This is a genomic window from Nitrobacter sp. Nb-311A, assembly GCF_000152905.1.
GTDB lineage: Bacteria > Pseudomonadota > Alphaproteobacteria > Rhizobiales > Xanthobacteraceae > Nitrobacter.
Genome location: NZ_CH672418.1, coordinates 35753 through 51096, shown reverse-complemented (window position 1 = coordinate 51096; position 15344 = coordinate 35753). Strand labels below are relative to the sequence as shown.

General features: G+C 60.6%; 13 protein-coding genes. 8 read left to right on the top strand and 5 right to left on the bottom strand.

Features of this window, described 5'->3' with window-relative positions; genetic code table 11:
• Nucleotides 1-325: 325 nt before the first annotated feature.
• Complete coding sequence (locus NB311A_RS13545) at nt 326-2203, bottom strand: M3 family oligoendopeptidase (RefSeq protein ID WP_009799165.1); 1878 nt, start codon at nt 2201-2203, stop codon at nt 326-328.
• A gap of 147 nt (nt 2204-2350) precedes the next feature.
• Between NB311A_RS13545 and NB311A_RS13540 the strand changes: the two genes are divergently transcribed.
• From NB311A_RS13540 to NB311A_RS13530, 3 genes are all read left to right on the top strand, one after another.
• Nucleotides 2351-3847, top strand: a complete 1497-nt coding sequence (locus NB311A_RS13540) for a sigma-54 dependent transcriptional regulator (RefSeq protein WP_009799164.1) — start codon at nt 2351-2353, stop codon at nt 3845-3847.
• A 334-nt stretch (nt 3848-4181) separates the two neighbouring features.
• Nucleotides 4182-6581: a L,D-transpeptidase family protein gene (locus NB311A_RS13535; RefSeq protein ID WP_040675279.1), complete on the top strand. Its 2400-nt coding sequence runs from the start codon at nt 4182-4184 to the stop codon at nt 6579-6581.
• A gap of 271 nt (nt 6582-6852) precedes the next feature.
• The gene (locus tag NB311A_RS13530; protein WP_040675381.1) at nt 6853-8436 is read left to right on the top strand and encodes a DUF882 domain-containing protein; all 1584 of its coding nucleotides are present in this window, start codon (nt 6853-6855) and stop codon (nt 8434-8436) included.
• Between the two features lie 194 nt (nt 8437-8630).
• Here NB311A_RS13530 and pyk read toward each other — a convergent pair whose 3' ends face one another.
• Both pyk and NB311A_RS13520 read right to left on the bottom strand, forming a co-directional pair.
• Nucleotides 8631-10067 (bottom strand): pyruvate kinase, encoded by a 1437-nt coding sequence (gene pyk, locus NB311A_RS13525; RefSeq protein WP_009799161.1) that lies wholly within the window; start codon nt 10065-10067, stop codon nt 8631-8633.
• Complete coding sequence (locus NB311A_RS13520; RefSeq protein ID WP_009799160.1) at nt 10064-10591, bottom strand: DUF1036 domain-containing protein; 528 nt, start codon at nt 10589-10591, stop codon at nt 10064-10066. The genes pyk and NB311A_RS13520 overlap by 4 nt, the downstream gene beginning before the upstream one ends.
• A 234-nt stretch (nt 10592-10825) precedes the next feature.
• Here NB311A_RS13520 and NB311A_RS13515 point away from each other — a divergent pair, with 234 nt between their 5' ends.
• The 3 genes from NB311A_RS13515 (at nt 10826) to NB311A_RS22045 (ending at nt 11984) form a co-directional block, all read left to right on the top strand.
• Nucleotides 10826-11128, top strand: a complete 303-nt coding sequence (locus NB311A_RS13515) for a DUF1244 domain-containing protein (protein ID WP_009799159.1) — start codon at nt 10826-10828, stop codon at nt 11126-11128.
• Between the two features lie 189 nt (nt 11129-11317).
• On the top strand, nt 11318-11587 hold the full coding sequence (locus tag NB311A_RS13510) for a DUF2312 domain-containing protein (protein ID WP_009799158.1): 270 nt from the start codon (nt 11318-11320) through the stop codon (nt 11585-11587).
• Nucleotides 11588-11822: 235 nt separating this feature from the next.
• A complete protein-coding gene (locus tag NB311A_RS22045; protein ID WP_009799157.1) occupies nt 11823-11984 on the top strand; it encodes a hypothetical protein in 162 nt (53 codons plus the stop codon).
• Nucleotides 11985-12154: 170 nt separating this feature from the next.
• Here NB311A_RS22045 and NB311A_RS13505 read toward each other — a convergent pair whose 3' ends face one another.
• Nucleotides 12155-12826 carry a tetratricopeptide repeat protein gene (locus NB311A_RS13505; protein ID WP_207382382.1) on the bottom strand — a complete coding sequence of 224 codons (672 nt, stop codon included), beginning with the start codon at nt 12824-12826 and terminating at the stop codon, nt 12155-12157.
• A gap of 252 nt (nt 12827-13078) precedes the next feature.
• Nucleotides 13079-13204, bottom strand: a complete 126-nt coding sequence (gene ykgO, locus NB311A_RS13500; RefSeq protein ID WP_009799155.1) for a type B 50S ribosomal protein L36 — start codon at nt 13202-13204, stop codon at nt 13079-13081.
• A 344-nt stretch (nt 13205-13548) separates the two neighbouring features.
• Here ykgO and NB311A_RS13495 point away from each other — a divergent pair, with 344 nt between their 5' ends.
• Entirely contained in the window at nt 13549-13848 is a 300-nt protein-coding gene (locus NB311A_RS13495; protein ID WP_009799154.1) for a hypothetical protein, read from the top strand.
• A gap of 255 nt (nt 13849-14103) precedes the next feature.
• Nucleotides 14104-15318 (top strand): EAL domain-containing response regulator, encoded by a 1215-nt coding sequence (locus NB311A_RS13490; RefSeq protein ID WP_009799153.1) that lies wholly within the window; start codon nt 14104-14106, stop codon nt 15316-15318.
• Nucleotides 15319-15344 lie beyond the last annotated feature (26 nt).

The following is a 15344-nucleotide window of genomic DNA, read 5'->3' as shown; positions in this document are numbered from 1 at the left end:
TCTCCAGCCAGGGTTGATCTGCACTTGAGGAATTAGCGCAATCGCGCGGACAGAGCAACGGTGTGGCGGTCACCTTGGCAAAGTCCTCGTCTTTTTTGACGTTCAAAAAATATACAAGCTCCGCCTTTTCCATTCCGGGGCCGCCAAGTTTTCCCGGCTCACGGCCCGCCCTGGTCGCCCCATGCATCCGTCGTAGCAGGCCGCGCGCCTGAAATTCGCCCCGCGGGAAAATACACGCTGTGATTGTAATTCAACCTCGCTGACGGGGCTCCCCGATACAGACTGCGCCATTTTGCCGCGCAGAACCTGAGCCGCCCGCAAGAACCTACCCCATCCTCTCAAGCTCATCGATCATTCCGGCGATGACCGACAATCCGCCATCCCAGAATTTGGGATCCCTGGCGTCGAGGCCGAACGGGCTCAGCAATTCGGAATAGTGCTTGGTGCCGCCGGCCGCGAGCATGGCGAGATATCGCTCCGCGAATCCCTCGGCGGCGTGCTCATAGACCGCATAAAGGGAGTTCACGAGGCAATCGCCGAAGGCATAGGCGTAGACATAGAACGGCGAGTGGATGAAGTGCGGGATATACATCCAGAACGTCTCGTAGCCTGGCTTGATCTCGATCGCGGGCCCAAGGCTCTCGCCCTGCACGCTAAGCCAGAGCTGTCCGAGCCGCTCCGCGGTCAGTTCGCCGTTCTTGCGCTCGGTGTGGACGGCGCGCTCGAACGTATAGAAGGCGATCTGCCGCACCACCGTATTGATCATGTCCTCCACCTTGCCGGCCAGAAGCGCCTGCCGCTGCTTCGCGCTCTTCGTCTGCGCCAGCAGCCGCTTGAAGGTCAGCATCTCGCCGAAGACTGATGCGGTTTCCGCAAGCGTCAGCGGCGTCGGCGCCATCAGCGCGCCCTGCTTCGCCGCCAGCACCTGATGCACGCCGTGACCGAGTTCGTGCGCGAGCGTCATCACGTCGCGCGGCTTGCCCTGATAGTTCATCAGCACATAAGGGTGCGCGGACGGCGTGGTCGGATGCGAGAACGCTCCAGGCGCCTTTCCGGGACGCACGGGCGCGTCAATCCAGCGGTCGGTGAAGAAGCGTTCGGCGATGCCGGCCATGACAGGCGAAAATTCGTCATAGGCAGTCAGAACCATCTTGCGCGCATCGTTCCACGAAATGGCGCCGGTCGCCGCGAACGGCAACGGCGCGTTGCGATCCCAATGCGCGAGCTTCTTCTTTTTGAACCAGCGCGCCTTCAGCGCATAGTAACGATGCGACAACCGCGGATAGGCCGCGCGCACGGAAGCCACCAGGGCGTCCACCACCTCGCGCTCGACGCGATTGTTGAGATGGCGTGAATCCGCGACGTCCTGAAAGCCGCGCCAGCGGTCGGAAATGTCCTTGTCCTTGGCAAGCGTGTTGGTGATCAGCGCGAAGGTTCGCTCATTGGCCTTGAACGTCTTCGCCAGCGCCTGCCCCGCCGCCTTGCGCTTCTCCGGCGAGCGATCCTGCAACAGATTCAGCGTCGGCTCGATCGCAAGCTCTTTTGCGCCGACCTTGAAGCGCAACCCGGCGATAGTCTGATCGAACAGCCTGTTCCATGCCGAGTAGCCGGTCTGCGACTTCTCATGAAAGAGCTGCTCGAGACGATCCTCAAGCTGGTACGGCTTGTCCTTGCGGCTATCCTCGATCCATGGGCGATAATGTGCGAGCTCGGGCGCGTGCATGGCGCGCTCGATCACCTCGTCGTCGATACGGTTGAGTTCCAGCGGAAAAAACAGCAGATGCAGCGACGCGGCCGTCAGACGCTCCGAGACGTCGCCATAGAACTTCGAGATCGCGGGATCGACGCTGTCGCCGGCATGGGCCAGTCCGGCGTAGGAGCCGAGCCGGCCGGCGAGATCGTCGATCGCCTCATAGCGGCGCACCGCCTCCGCCAGCCATGTGCCCCCTTCGGGGTTCGACGTTTCCGTCGCGAGCTTGCCTTTGTAATCCGCTTCAAACGCCTTACACTCAGCATCGATCCTGTCGAGATCGCGCACGACCTCGGGCGCACCAATCCCCGCATAAAGATCCGCGAGATTCCACTCCGGCAAACCGCCCGCACCCGATTTCACGGCGGCCGCCTTTCTGGCCGGCTTGCGGCGGAAGGCGTGTTTGCGAACAGTCGCGGGTTTGCGTGAGGCGGAGGAAGTACGCGCAGCCATTATCGATCCAGACTTTCTCTATGAATATCGATCAACAGAAGAGCAGTTGCGACATGACGGCGCGAAGACAAACCTTAAGGACGCATTAATCCCCGTCCGCCAAAGTGCCCCGATTCAATACAGATAAGTTGTAGTGCGAGGAATGCCATGACTGCCACCATTTTGATCGTCGACGATGACGCGGTGCAGCGTCGTCTCGTCGAGAACATGGTGCGGCGGTGCGGCTATGAAACGATGGTGGTCGAAAGCGGCGACGCCGCCGTCGCCGCGGTGACGGCAAGCGACGGACCGGCGATCGATGCTCTTGTCCTCGACCTCGTGATGCCCGGCCTCGACGGCATGGGCGTGCTGGCGGGGATCCGCGAGGCCGGCCTCAACATCCCCGTCATCGTCCAGACTGCGCATGGCGGTATCGACAATGTGGTTTCGGCCATGCGGGCCGGCGCCCATGACTTCGTCGTCAAGCCGGTCGGCATCGAGCGCCTTCAGGTCAGCTTGCGCAATGCGCTCAATGCCAGCGCGCTGAAGAACGAACTGCAACGTGTCCGCCACAGCCGCGAAGGTCGCCTCACATTCGCCGACATCATCACCCGCAGCGAGACCATGGCCGACGTGATGAGGGTCGCGAAAAAGGCGGCAAATTCGTCGATCCCGGTGCTGATCGAAGGCGAATCCGGTGTCGGCAAGGAGCTGTTCGCACGCGCCATTCACGGCACCAGCGACCGCAGCACCAAACCGTTTGTTGCGGTCAATTGCGGCGCTATCCCCGATAGCCTCGTCGAATCGATCCTGTTCGGCCACGAAAAGGGATCGTTCACCGGCGCGACCGAGCGCCACACCGGCAAGTTCGTCGACGCCTCCGGCGGCACGCTGTTTCTGGATGAAGTGAGCGAGTTGCCGCTGGCCGCGCAGGTCAAACTATTGCGCGCGTTGCAGGAAGGCGCGGTCGAAGCGGTCGGCGGTCACAAGCAGGTCAAGGTAGATGTCCGCATCATCTCGGCCACCAACCGCCGCTTGCTCGATCGCGTCAAGGCCGGACATTTCAGGGAAGATCTATTCTACCGCCTGCACGTGCTGCCGCTGACCATCCCGCCGCTTCGGATGCGACGCGGCGATATCCCCAATCTCCTGCGGCACTTTCTGGCGCGCTTCTGCGCCGAGGAAAACCGGTTGATCAAGGGCATCAGCGGCGAGGCAATGGCTGCCCTGTCGCAACTCGACTGGCCCGGCAACATTCGCCAACTCGAAAACGCCGTTTACCGCGCCGTCGTCCTGAGCGAGGACACGCACCTTGGCCCCTCGGATTTTCCGTCCATCGGCCAGCAACCCGCCACGGGTGATCACCGGGCTACGGACGCCGAAGCTGGCGAGCCCCTTATCATGGAGCCGATGCCGCAGCGAACAGCCCCGGACAGGGTTCCCGGTAATGAAATACCTCTCGCGCCTGCGCCAGATGCGGGCAGCCTGCCATTGTTCGCTCAAGATGGCGAAGTCCGCCCGCTCGAGGAGTTGGAAGCCGACATCATTCGCTTCGCAATCTCGCATTATCGCGGACAAATGTCCGAAGTGGCGCGTCGATTGAAAATCGGACGATCCACACTCTACCGCAAACTCGATGACATCGCCGCGAAAGAGGAACAGTAACAGGCTGGATCGCGTTCACGTCGCAAAGGTGCACGGCATGCATTGCCCTCATCACGTGAGAGTGCGCAGGTGAGGATGAACCGTTGCGGCGTAGTGACAGACCAACGGAAAATACGCGTCAAAACAACGGATCGCGTTGCCAACGGCGTCTTTTGAGGTCAGTTTGTCGTGAGTTGCCCCTTGCGGCGCTGGCTGCCGGAATCACGTGTGCGTGGTTTATCCGCGTGTCGTAAAGGCCGAATCAAAACCTCGGCGGACGCAGGACAAAAATTCACCAGCAAATTGTTCCGTGAGGACAATTTCACCTGAACAGTTTCACCCGAGGGGTGCGAGAATGCGAGACTACCCGACTAACCGGACAGGATTTGATCGCATCCTGTCAGTGCTTGCAGCCACCTTTTTAGCGGTTTCGACCTCGGCCGCCTTTGCTCAGGCGGATACAGCAAAGAAGAGCGCGGCAGAACTCGCGATCGACGCAGCGGTGCCAACGCCAGAGCCAGCCAACGTTCCGCCCCCCACGGCAGCCGATCTCAAGACCGATGACGCGCAGCCCGCACCGCCCGTCGTCAGCGAATCGAAGCCGGACGACCAAAAGACCGACAGGAGCGCAAACGATACAAGCGCAGCCGATCCGAAGCCTGCGGATACAGCGGCGGCCGCCTCGAACTCCGATACGTCTTCAAACGCAACGTCTTCGAACGCAACGGCGCCGTCGAACGAAACAGTTTCTTCCGATTCGAGCTCTTCCGATTCGAAGCCCTCGGGCGTTCAGCCGCAGTCAAGCTCCAAGCCCGAGATTGCCGAAACCAAGTCTGGCGAGCCCAAGCCGGGCGAGCCGGAGGCTACTGACGCCAAGCCTGCCGATGTCACTGCGGCTCCATCGGACGGCATCAAGACAGGCGAAAAGCCAAGCGAAGCAGCAAAGGATGCGACCGCGACGATTCGTCCCGATGTGACGCCTCGCCCAGAGGCCGGCGCCGCGGCAAACTCCGAACAGCCCGGCGAACCGGTCAAAGCCGCAAGCCACGTCCCTCCGGCGGATCAGCCGGCGGCCGAAAAACTGCATGAATTGCTCGATGCCAATGCAACCAAGCTTTTTTCCCGGAAGGCTGAGCGGGCGGCGGTTGAAAAATTCTATACCGCGCGGAGCTACGCGCCTCTCTGGACGGCAGGCGGCACGCTGAATACGCAGGCTCAAGGCGTGATTGCGCGTCTCAGGGACGCGGCAGCCGACGGCCTTAACTCTTCCGACTATCCGGTACCGGATTTTGCGGCGGCGTCATCGCCGGAGCAGCTTGCAGAGGCCGACCTGAAGCTGACCGCAAGCATGATGGACTACGCCCGTCAGGCGCAGAGCGGCAGGATGCACTGGTCGCAGGTCACCGCTGATGTTCAGTATCCCGAACACCCCATCGACCCCGAGCAGGTTTTGACGAACGTCACCACCGCCAAGGATTCCTCCGCGGCGCTCGACAGCTACAACCCGCCGCATGAGCTTTATCGGGAACTGAAGCAGAAGCTCGCCGAACTGCGCAAGGCGTCCGAAGGACCCCTCATCGAAATTGCAAACGGTCCGGGTCTGGTATTCCGCAAGAATGCCGTGATGGAGGATCCGCGCGTGCCGCAGATTCGCGCACGATTGGGCATGACTCAAAATCCTGACGACACCCGTTTCGATGCCGACGTCGCCGCCGCGGTGCGGGAATTCCAGGCTCGCCATCATCTCAAGCCCGACGGCATCCTGGGCAACAATACGGTCCGCGCCCTGAACGGTCCGAAGAAGGATCACACCATCGACACCATCATCGTCAACATGGAGCGCTGGCGCTGGCTGCCGCGCGAGCTTGGGGCTCCATCGCTGGACGACGCCTATGCCATCCTGAACATCCCGGATTATTCGCTCAAGGTGATGCAGCATGGAGCGCAGATCTGGAGCACCCGCGTCGTCGTGGGCAAGCCGGGACTCCATGCGACGCCGCTTCTGACGGAAACGATGAAGTACATCACCGTCAATCCGACCTGGAACGTGCCGCCCTCGATCATCTACAAGGAATACCTTCCCGCCCTGCAACAAGATCCGACCGTGCTGTCGCGTATGGGCCTCAAGCTGGAGCGCGACCGCAACGGCGGCATCCACATTTCGCAACCGCCAGGCGAACGCAACGCGCTGGGCCGCATCCGCTTCAATTTTCCAAACAAGTTTCTAGTGTACCAGCACGATACGCCGGACAAACACCTGTTTTCAAAAAACAAGCGCGCCTTCAGCCACGGCTGCATGCGGGTTCAGAACCCGGATCAGTACGCCGCCACGTTGCTCAACATCGTTCTTCCGCAGGAGCACTACACGCCGGAAAAAATCCGGAGCATGTATGGGCGGAACGAGTTCAACATCAATTTCCCAACTCCGGTTCCGGTGCATATCACCTATCAAACCGCGTTTGTGGATCAGGCCGGTAAATTGCAGCTTCGCGCGGACGTCTACGGCCGCGACGCCAAGATGCTGGCCCTGCTCCGAAACTCCAATGGACGCGATCTCGAGACGGTTGTCGCTCACGCCCAGCCGAACTATTCCCGTCCCCGGGGCAATATTCCGCAAGGAATGGCCTTCAATGAAAACCGCGGGTTTGGAGGCGGTTTCGACAATGGCGGCCCATCGTTCTTCGAGCGGCTGTTCGGTTTCCAGACCCCGCCTCCGCAATACGACGACCGCCGCCGGCCGATATACCGGCGCTAATTTCCTTCATGCGTTGTCTAAAACTAGATTACTTGATTAAAAACAAGGGCTTCATCGCGTGATGAAGCCCTTGTAACGTTAACCCTTATCCACCCCTCCTCAACCACCTGGCTCTTTTTTGCCACAGTCAGCGAGCTAGTTATATTCTAGAGCAGGACGGTAAGATAAATCTGCGTTAACCCTCCTGCCCTACGACTTGGGTTTATGCCCTTTCACATGGGGTTTTGTGGAAGGGCCTTCCGACTTGATCGTCTTCCGGGTGGGCTCATACGTGCTTGCTGGTTTTGCACGCGGCTTGAAATCGTTGTCGATTTCACGGACCGGTTATCGCATCGGTCTGTCGTCGCTTCTTCTGCTTGCGGGCGCTGGATCGGTGCATGATGCCGCCGCGCTGAACGAAACGCGCACCCTGTCGTTTCATCACACCCATTCCAAGGAGAACCTCACGGTCACCTTCAAGCGCGACGGCCGCTATGACGAAGGCGCGCTGAAACAACTCAATCATTTTCTCCGCGACTGGCGCAGCCAGGAGCAGACCACCATGGATCGTCATCTCTTCGACATCCTCTGGGAGGTCTATCGCGACGTCGGCGCAAGGCAGCCGATCAACATCATTTCCGCCTACCGCTCTCCGGCCACCAACGCCCTGCTTCGCCGCCGCTCCAAAAACAGCGGCGTCGCGCGATTCAGCCAGCACATGCTGGGCCACGCGATGGACTTCTTCATTCCCGGTGTGCAACTCGAAAAGATCCGGTTCGCCGGACTTCGCCTCCAGCGCGGCGGCGTCGGCTTCTATCCTAAATCGGGTTCGCCGTTCGTCCATCTGGATACCGGGCATGTGCGACACTGGCCGCGCATGACCCATGATCAACTGGTGCGTGTCTTCCCGAACGGCCGCACCGTGCACATTCCCTCGGACGGCAACCCGCTGCCGGGCTATCAGATGGCGATGGCCGATATCGAAAAGCGGCGGCGGCACGGCGGTGAGGAAAGTGCTGCAAACAGCAGTCCATCGAACTTCCTGATGGCGCTGTTCCGCGGCAAGTCGGCCGACGAGGATGACGAATCTGACGACACCCCGGCTGCCCCGCCGGATCAGATGATCGCTACCGCCGTACCCGCAGCCTCAGCAAACCCGATCCCGCTGCCGCGATCGAAACCGGGAGCTTTCAAGCTGGCGGCCGCCGACGCGCAACCAATTCCGCCGTCGCCGCCCGCGAAACTGGCGACCGACAGCAAACCCCAGACCCCCGCCGATATCATCAATTCCCGCGGGTTCTGGGATGAAATCCCGTCGGCCCCGAATCAGGCTACGCCCAAGCAGATCGCAGCCGCCGTCAGCGCGCGCCAGGCGGTCACCGCAGCCGACCGGCACCCGACCGGCAGTGTTTCCGATCCCTTACAGGCATTGGCCTATGCGTCGGAGAAGGACATCCGCCGCACGCCCATCATCGCCGCGACCGCATCGATCCCGCCTATCCGGCCGGCGGCGCGCCCCGCGCGTAACCCGATGGCGGTGGACAGCGTGACCACCGTCATTGCCAAAGGCGCTCAAGGCCAAAAGTCCCCCGTATCGATATCCCGCCGTTTAGCACCGGCAACAGCACGCCACGGCGATGCCTGGATGCGGGCGATGATCCTCTCCCCAAGCGCGAGCCGCACAATGTTGGCGACTGCCATGGGCGAACAGGACATGACCCTGATGCAGGTCTATTTCGATAAGCCGGACCGAATGATCACGATGGCTTTCTCCGATGATTCGCAGATGGGCATGGTCTGCGATCGATTTACCGGATCCGCTGTTGCCAGGTTGACGACGACCGCGCTGGTGGCGCGCGCGGGCTCGCCGCGCTAGAGCATTTTCCGGCGAAGTGGGCACCGGTTCGCGTGAAGAAAACGCGACAAAACAAAATCATAGAGCCCGCTTGTGATTCTATCAGAAGCGGAAGGGCTCGAGAGTCTGTTTCAACTGCGTTGAAGGAGCGTGATCTTTTCCGAAAACCGGTTTCCACTTTGCGCTGGCGCGGCCCTTCGGGTCGGGATCATGCTCTAAACACCGGTTTCACCGTTCGGACCGACGAAGGCGATGCGGACCATGTTAGTCGCGCCCGGCGTACCGAGCGGCACACCGGCCACGATGATGATGCGCTGGCCTGCCTTGGCAAATCCATCGCGGAAAGCAATTGAGCCGGCTCGGTCGACCATGTCGTCTTGGTCGTGAGCGTCTTCCGCCACCACGCAATGCACGCCCCAAGCCACGGCCAGCTTGCGCCCCGTCGCAAGGTTCGGGGTAATGGCCACCACCGGCGGCTTCGGGCGCTCGCGTGCCATACGCAACGCTGTCGAGCCTGAGCTGGTCCAGCATATGATCGCGGAGAGATCGAGCGTCTCTGCGATCTGCCGGGCGGCGTCGGCGATGGCGTCCCCGACGGTAGGCTCCGGCTCGGCGCGCTGCGCGTTGAGCACGCCCCGATAGATCGGGTCGCGTTCCACCTCTTCGCCGATCCGGTTCATGGTCGAGATGGCTTCGACGGGATATTTTCCGGCCGCTGATTCGGCGGAAAGCATGATGGCATCCGCGCCTTCGTAAACCGCGGTGGCGACGTCGGAGACTTCCGCGCGGGTGGGCACCGGCGACAGGATCATGGATTCCAGCATTTGCGTCGCGATCACCACAGGCTTGCCGGCGCGCCGCGCCATCCGTGTCATCTGCTTTTGCAGGCTGGGAACCTGTTCGAGCGGCAATTCGACGCCAAGGTCGCCGCGCGCGACCATCAGGGCATCGGCCATTTCGATGATTTCGGGCAGTCGGTCAATCGCTTGCGGCTTTTCGATCTTGGCCATCACCGACGCACGGCCGCGGATCACCTTCTTGGCCTCGGCGACATCGTCCGCTCGCTGCACGAAGGACAATGCAATCCAGTCGACGCCGGCTTCCAGCGCCGCATCGAGATCGGAGCGGTCCTTGGGTGTCATCGCCGACACCGGCAAATCGGTATCGGGCAGACTGACTCCCTTGCGGTCGGACATCCTGCCGCCGACGACGACGCGTGTCACTGCGCGCTCGGGCGAAGTTTCTTCGGCGATCAGACGCACCTTGCCGTCGTCGAGCAGCAGAGTGTGACCGGGACGCAGCGCCGCCAGGATTTCTGGATGCGGAAGGTGAACCCGGGTTTTGTCTCCGGGACTTTTGTCGGAATCCAGAACGAAGGTTTCTCCGTTGCTCAACTGGATCGGGCCGTCAGCGAATGAGCCGAGCCGGAGCTTGGGTCCTTGAAGATCGACCAGAATGCCGATCGGACGACCGTAGCTGCTTTCGACGTTGCGGATCGTCGCTACCAGTTCGCGCATCTTGTCATGCGTGGTGTGGCTCATGTTGATGCGGAAAACGTCCGCTCCAGCCTCGAACAGGCGGCGCACCATCGCGCTGTCGGATGAAGCGGGCCCGAGAGTGGCGAGTATTTTGATACGGCGCAGGCGTCTCATGGCTTGCGTCCGGGCAACGCGCCTGGCGTCAGTCCAGACGCGCCCGGAGGCGGGCCGCCAGTGGTGTCGGACGCACCAGGCATTTCACCTTGTGCAGGCAGCCCGGGCACGCGCTGCGGCCCGTGTTCGCCGGACTCCGTCAATTGTACAGTCCATGCGCGCTGGTCTCCGGTATCGATCTCGAAGAAGCCGGTGCGGTCAAAGCCCCGCGCGAGACAATTGTCGGTGCCTTTGATTGTGAATTCTTTATCGCGCGAGCACATGAAAGCCTGTCCCGACCATTCGCCGCCGTGGTCGTAATCTAGAGCATAAATATAATAATAACGTGCGATGAGCGTGCCTCGCAGCAACGTCTCGCAAGCATGCGATGAGACATTCCACCAGCCCTCCGTGGTCCAGCCATCTGCGTCCTTGTAGCCAAGGGCGATGCCGACGCGGCTGGAGGTATTATTGCAAAGCCGGAAGTCTGCGGCTGCGGGCGCCGACCACAGACAGACGACAAGGATGCCGAGAGCGGGCAACATGCCCGCGATGCTCGCGCGCCGCGAGAATGTAGGAAAGAGGGGGTGGTCTGATATGGTCATTAGTCGGGCAAATCGTTTCGCGCTGATTTCGCGTGACCCGCCGCGCCTGTCAACGGTCGGAGCTGGCTTTTCATGTCAAGGTGCTCATTTTCCGGCCTGAGAACTCCTTTTTTGCCCCACGATATGGTAAAATCTGTGAAATGCTCCACTCACAGGCGATGGCGAGATCAGTCCATGACCATTGATGACAGAACGAGAACCGAACTGGAAGCGGCGGTATTCCGTCGACTGGTCGAGCATCTGCGATCCCGTAGCGACGTTCAGAATATCGAGCTGATGAATCTGGCCGGTTTCTGCCGCAACTGCCTGTCAAACTGGCTCAAGGAGGCCGCTGACGCCAAAGGCGCCGTCCTGACCAAGGACGAAAGCCGAGAGGCGGTGTATGGCATGCCCTATGAGACCTGGAAGGCGAAACATCAGAGCGAGGCGACGCCGGAGCAACTCGCAGCGATGAAGACGAATCCTGGCGGTCATTGATTTCATTGGCGATGGCCCGATGGGTCGCTGTGGATGAGGGTCGCTGTGGATGAAAGCGATGGCCGCCTTGACGCCGGGCGCGCCGCTCGGGAGTGTCGGCCTTCAAATGTGACCGGCGGCGAGCTTGTCCGGGCTCACATTCCCCGACGTCGTCTTTCATATCAGTCATCGTTAATCAGGAGTAACAGGATGGCCACCGCTGTCGCCGCCAAGGAAGAGCCCGCGACCAGATTCGCGAAGGATCAGCTCAGGGCCATCATCGAGCGCATCGAGCGGCTGGAAGAAGAAAAAAAGACCATTTCCGACGACATTCGCGACGTCTACGCCGAGGCCAAGGGCAACGGATATGACGTCAAGGCGCTGCGAACGATCGTGCGGATGCGCAAGCAGGACGCCAATGAGCGTCAGGAGCAGGAAACAATCCTCGAAACCTATATGCATGCCCTCGGAATGCTGTGAGGACCCGGCGCGGGAAGCTGCCGATCCCTGACTGGCAGGATAATTGAGTCAAGTATCTACGCTGGCATTTTAGGAAGCATATGCGGAATTCCATCCTGGCCTAATGGATCAGGATCGAATCGGTGTGCCTCGACCTCGTCCGCTTATCCTCATTATCCACAGGAACCCGAATCGGCTTGCAGAAATTATTCACGTTCTTGATGGAAGGTGGAGGACTTCAACCGGAGTGGATCAGATGAGTTTTGAAGCAGGCGAAGCCGTTATAGACGAGATCGTGGCGTCATGCGACGGCGACATTCGCGGCGCGCTGATGGCGCTCCTGATGATTAACGAGCAACTGGAGGATGAGTTACAACGGCTTTATGCGGCAGTTCGCGAAGGCAATACGCTGCATTAGTAGCCGTCCTCATTACCGACCTTCACATGGGCTGTCAGTCGTCGATCCGGGGAAGCTTGACGTTGGCCAGGATCGCGCGTCAGCCAAAATTGTTTCCAAGACTCATGACGACCCTGGTTAATTTCAGCGCCGGAGCATACTGACACGTCCTTGCTATTACAGGCTCGCGATCAAATATCGCGCCCTTCGACCTTTTCGGTCAAGCTCTTGACCAGTTCCTGCACTCTCTCGAGATGAGGATTGACCGCGAGCGCCTTGCGAAAGGCGTCAAGCGCGCGCCTGTCATCGCCGAGTTCCTGCATGATCATGCCGAGACCTGCAAGCGCTCCGAAGTGGCGCGGCTCGCGGATCAGGACCTGCTCGATGTCCTCAAGCGAACGCTGATAGTCGTTGCGCATGTAGTGCAGGGTCGCGCGCCGGCTCCAGCCCTCGATGTAGTCGGGCCGCAGTTTCAAAACCGCGTCGAGCAGTTTGAGCGCGACCTCGAGTTGTTTGGCGTCCGTCGCTATCTTCACGCGCTGCATCAAAAGTGAAGTCGTGTCGCTCGAAGACCGACTCCACAGCGCCAGAATTTGGGCCTCCACATGCCTGGCGCTCTCCCGGTCCGGCGCGGCCTTGAGGGCTCCGAACAGGAAATCGAGTCCACGAGCCGTCTCTTTCGGGCTTCTCGGCAGGCTCGATGGCGGGCGCGGCAGATCGCCCGGCTGAGCGGCTTCAGGCGGCGTGGTCTGCGGAGAATTGCGCGGTGGCGACTGCGCGGACGCGACGGCCGGCGCTAGAGTCGCTGCGAAAGCGAGCAGCGCTGAACAAAACCAACCGACCGCGGCCATTCTCTGTAGCATTCACAAGCTCCGGAAATCACGCGAGCTTTCGAGCCTACACCACGGCGGTTCTCCGTTCCACGGATCGATCCCGCTCCGGCGTCATGCGGGGGTTCGATTCCATCCACAGTGGCGGATCAGATCAGGACGTGACGGAGATGTTTCGGTCACCGCAAGAGGCAGCAGACACAATAAACCCCGGCAAGGCCGGGGTGCATCAAGGAACTGTGACAACGGATTATGGACGATCTGCCGCGGCGGGATGCGCGTGGATCAACCCTGACGGGCCTTGAAACGGCGCTGGGTCTTGTTGATCACGTAAATCCGGCCCTTGCGGCGGACCAGGCGGTTGTCACGATGGCGCGAACGCAGCGATTTCAGGGAGTTACGGACCTTCATGGGAATGTTCCTGGTTTTCCAAAGGCCGTATGCGACAGGCCGAAAATACACATCCTCCCGACTCGCGGCCAAACCGCCCGGGATGCGCGGTTTCTAGGCCATGGCGCACCGAACTGTCAATCCGAACAACCCCCTGCATGTGAAATTCCGCCGTCCTGATCCCAGTTGGGTGTCAGGCTCACACAAGGGCAAAGCTCCGCGTGTGCGAAACGGGCAGCCACGCGGCCGCAAAAACGCGATTGAACGGAGGGCTTTCTCGGCGTTAACATTTCAAGCGCACACCGAAGGCAGCGGCAGCGAGAGAACATCGCGAGGCCCAGACGGCAACGGACACATATTGGAGGATGAAATCGCAACGACTTCCCTTTGAAAACAGATGGACCAACGGCGAGCGCGCCTGGCAGTGGCATTGCGAACTGGAGCGGCTGGGAGTGTCCACAGTCAGGACCATGTTCGCCGAGCATGTAACACATCAAAGCAGAAGGCAGGCGGTCGTCTACGATATCCCGCCGGAATTTGTCCGGGACTGGCTGGCATTCCACGACCGGAACGAAGCGAGGCGGCAGCGCCTTTGGCAATTGAGTTTCGCGGCAGCGGCGATCATCGCGCTGGCGGTCGCGACCGCGGCCCTCCTGCGGACATGACTCGTCGCGGACTTCGTCCGGTGCAGGCTCGCCTGCCCCTGGCCCACGTCGCCCCTTGCGGATTCGTGAGCCCGGCATAGGACTGTCTTGCGGTTCAGACTTCCCGGTTACCTTTCGATTCAATCTTGAATTGCTTTATCAAGGTTAACGATGCGCCGACATTCTCCGGTGCACGAGCAGTGCATTACGACAACGAACCCTGATGGAGCCATAAGAAAGAGTTCACGTTGGCGTCCCGCCAGCGAGGACTCAAGTATGACGGATATAGCCAAGCCGGACGCCCGAACCGCGGAAGCGCCTTTCGGCAAGCGAAGGATGAAACCCCGCGCCTGCATTGTCGAAAGCAAGTATCACGTACGATCATTGCTCTGCGAAGCGCTCGAAGAACAGGGTTTCATTCCGCATGCTTGCGCAATGCTGGACGACCTTGATGCTTCGTTGCGTTCCGATTTCCCCGACATCATTGTCATCAGCTTCTCGATGAACGGCCTGTCGGTTTCGGACATCTTGAATCTGCTGGCGGTACGGGCCTGCGCCGCAAAGGTGCTGCTGATCGGACGGCCGGATACGCCGGCCGTCAAGGCCGCCCGGGAGCTTGGGGAAAATCTGGCGCTCGACTTGTTGCAGGTGTTGCCGACGCCCTTCAGCGACAGGGATTTGCACGCGCGCGTCGCCGAACTGGTGCCGGCCGAACCTCCATCGCCGCCGGTCGACGTAGCCGAAGCGCTCGGCGCTGGATGGCTCGAACTCTGGTATCAACCGAAAATCAACGCGCGAAGCCTTTCGCTGGGCGGCGCCGAAGCATTGATTCGAATGCGCCACCCGAACTGGGGAATCGTCCCGCCGGCCCACTTCATTCCCGATGAAGATGATCCTCATTTTCGCGCCCTGTCGGACTTCGTCATCGGCCGGGTTTTCCAGGACTGGCGCTATCTCGTTGCCAAGTCGGGCAGCATTCACATCTCCATCAATCTGCCGCTTGCCTTCTTCACGGACTCCAATGCCGTCGAGGACCTGCGCTTGCAGCTCCCGAATCATCCAGCCTTCGATGGCTTGACCGTGGAGGTCGACGGCAGCGAAGTCGTGCAGAATCTACCGCTTGCGGTTGAAGCTGCGCATCGGCTGCGATTCCACAATATCGGCCTGTCCATTGATGATGTGGGCACGGAATGGCCGGCACTGGCCGCGCTGAATAAATTTCCATTCGCCGAGATCAAGCTCGATCGTAAATTCGTGGACGGTAGCTCGTCCGCGCGCCTCAAGCGGTCGGTCTGCCGCCAGATCGTCAATCTGGCCAAGAGCCACGGCGTCAAAACGGTAGCTGAGGGCGTCGAGACCCGCGACGATTTCCTCGCGATGCATGGCATCGGCGTCGATTTCATCCAGGGGTTTCTATTCGGCAAGCCGATGACAACCCGGAAATTCGCAAGCAGCAGCCGTCAACGTCCGGCCTTCGTTCCCGTGGCCTGAGAGCGGCGTCTGTCGGCTCAACCGGC

Bases quoted from the DNA above. Each gene is read 5' to 3' on its own strand.
- NB311A_RS13540 (WP_009799164.1), top strand. From the start codon at position 2,351: ATGACTGCCACCATTTTGATCGTCGACGATGACGCGGTGCAGCGTCGT.
- NB311A_RS13545 (WP_009799165.1), bottom strand. From the start codon at position 2,203: ATGGCTGCGCGTACTTCCTCCGCCTCACGCAAACCCGCGACTGTTCGC.
- pyk (WP_009799161.1), bottom strand. From the start codon at position 10,067: ATGAGACGCCTGCGCCGTATCAAAATACTCGCCACTCTCGGGCCCGCT.
- NB311A_RS13510 (WP_009799158.1), top strand. From the start codon at position 11,318: ATGGCCACCGCTGTCGCCGCCAAGGAAGAGCCCGCGACCAGATTCGCG.
- NB311A_RS13535 (WP_040675279.1), top strand. From the start codon at position 4,182: ATGCGAGACTACCCGACTAACCGGACAGGATTTGATCGCATCCTGTCA.
- ykgO (WP_009799155.1), bottom strand. From the start codon at position 13,204: ATGAAGGTCCGTAACTCCCTGAAATCGCTGCGTTCGCGCCATCGTGAC.
- NB311A_RS13495 (WP_009799154.1), top strand. From the start codon at position 13,549: ATGAAATCGCAACGACTTCCCTTTGAAAACAGATGGACCAACGGCGAG.
- NB311A_RS13515 (WP_009799159.1), top strand. From the start codon at position 10,826: ATGACCATTGATGACAGAACGAGAACCGAACTGGAAGCGGCGGTATTC.
- NB311A_RS13520 (WP_009799160.1), bottom strand. From the start codon at position 10,591: ATGTTGCCCGCTCTCGGCATCCTTGTCGTCTGTCTGTGGTCGGCGCCC.
- NB311A_RS22045 (WP_009799157.1), top strand. From the start codon at position 11,823: ATGAGTTTTGAAGCAGGCGAAGCCGTTATAGACGAGATCGTGGCGTCA.
- NB311A_RS13505 (WP_207382382.1), bottom strand. From the start codon at position 12,826: ATGCTACAGAGAATGGCCGCGGTCGGTTGGTTTTGTTCAGCGCTGCTC.
- NB311A_RS13490 (WP_009799153.1), top strand. From the start codon at position 14,104: ATGACGGATATAGCCAAGCCGGACGCCCGAACCGCGGAAGCGCCTTTC.